A 1,567-nucleotide genomic window follows, 5' to 3' on the forward strand; every position below is an offset into this window, starting at 1 on the left:
GCCGCCGCAAAGCGCTGGATAAAATGGAGCGGCTCGACAAGCCCCTAGGCGAGCTGAAACGGGCCAGCTTCTCATTTGAGGTTGAGGCGCCTTCCGGCCGGGAAGTGCTCGACGTGCGGGGATTGGCCGTATCCTACGATAAAGAAAAACCGCTGGCGCAGGGCATCACGTTCCGGCTGCGCCGCGGCGACACGGCCGCCTTGATCGGCCCGAACGGGATCGGCAAATCGACCCTCCTGAAGACGCTGATCGGGCAGCACAAGCAGGACCGCGGGTCCTTCGACTGGGGAACGAACGTGAAGATCGGGTACTACGATCAGGAGCAAACGGGCCTGAACCCGAACCACACCGTGCTGGAAGAAGTATGGAACGCTTTTCCTCATCTGGAGGAAGCGCGCATCCGTACGGTGCTCGGCAACTTTTTGTTCAGCGGCGAGGATGTGTTTAAGAAGGTCGGTTCGCTCAGCGGCGGCGAGAAGGCCCGGGTCGCGCTTGCGAAGCTGATGCTGCAAAAAGCGAACGTGCTCATTCTCGACGAGCCTACAAACCATCTGGATTTGTACAGCAAGGAAGTGCTCGAATCGGCCCTGATGGAGTACGAAGGCACCCTGCTGTTCATTTCTCACGACCGTTATTTCTTGAACAAAATGGCTGAGAATATGCTGGAATTGGACAAGGACGGAGTCACCGTCTACCTCGGCAATTACGACGATTATGTCGAAAAGAAGCAGGAGCTGGCCGAGATGCAGCAGCAGCGGCTGGCGGAAGCGGCAAGCCGCGGAGGCACGGAAGCCGCCAAAGGCCGCGGACAAGCGGAAGGAAGCGCGGCGAAAGCGGCTGAACCGGGAGCCGGCAGCGATTACGAGGCCGGGAAGCAAGCAAAGCGCGAAGAGCGCACCCGCCTGCGCAAGCTGGAGCAATTGGAGCAGCAGATTGCTCAGCTGGAGGAGGCCATCGGCGGCTTGGAAGCCGAGCTGACCGACCCGGACGTATATAACAACTACGTGCTCGTGCAGGAAAAGAACGCAGCGTTGGAAGCGAAGCGCGAACAGCTTGCGGAATGCTACGAGCAATGGGAGCAGCTTGCGGAATAATATAGTTATCTTGGAGGGCGCCTGTCGTTGCGATCAGGCGCCCTCCAGTTTTAACAGCAGCAGCGGCACGCTGCTGTAGACGATCATCGCCGCGGCGGCGACAACGCCGGAATCGTTCAAGGCGAGCGCGGCCAGCGCGCCGATGACGTTGGCATAGCACCCGTGCATCAAGCACGGGTAGCGCTGCTCCCACAGGCGCAGCCGCCCTAACGGCCGCAGTACCAGCACGGCCATGACGGCCAAGGCCGTGAGCAGCACTTTGCTCCAAGCGGAGACGCGGATCAGGTGAACGTTCATCGCCAGCTTGCGGGCGATGATCGCGCCGATCACGTCGTAGCGTCCGTAGCGCAGGTCATCGAAGGCGCGGCCAATATGGCTGCCATGCCCGTCTCCGCCGTCGGCCACGGCGGAGCTTGCCGCGGGCGGTGCAGCGGCGGCAGGCGCGCTCGCGGCTGCGGCGCCGCTTGGCTCCC

Annotated in this window: 2 protein-coding genes; one reads left to right on the forward strand and one right to left on the reverse strand. The window is 61.8% G+C overall.

Annotation, left to right across the window (positions count from 1 at the left end; translation table 11 throughout):
• Positions 1–1,094, forward strand: a 1,094-nt coding sequence (locus tag PEH01S_RS34210) for an ABC transporter ATP-binding protein (RefSeq protein ID WP_164828158.1), incomplete at its 5' end; no start/stop codon positions are given.
• A 33-nt stretch (positions 1,095–1,127) separates the two neighbouring features.
• On the opposite strand, the gene PEH01S_RS34215 is transcribed toward PEH01S_RS34210, so the two are convergent.
• Entirely contained in the window at positions 1,128–1,424 is a 297-nt protein-coding gene (locus PEH01S_RS34215; protein ID WP_127490449.1) for a hypothetical protein, read from the reverse strand.
• Between the last annotated feature and the right edge of the window lie 143 nt (positions 1,425–1,567).

It is taken from the genome of Paenibacillus ehimensis NBRC 15659, assembly GCF_004000785.1.
GTDB lineage: Bacteria > Bacillota > Bacilli > Paenibacillales > NBRC-103111 > Paenibacillus_G > Paenibacillus_G ehimensis.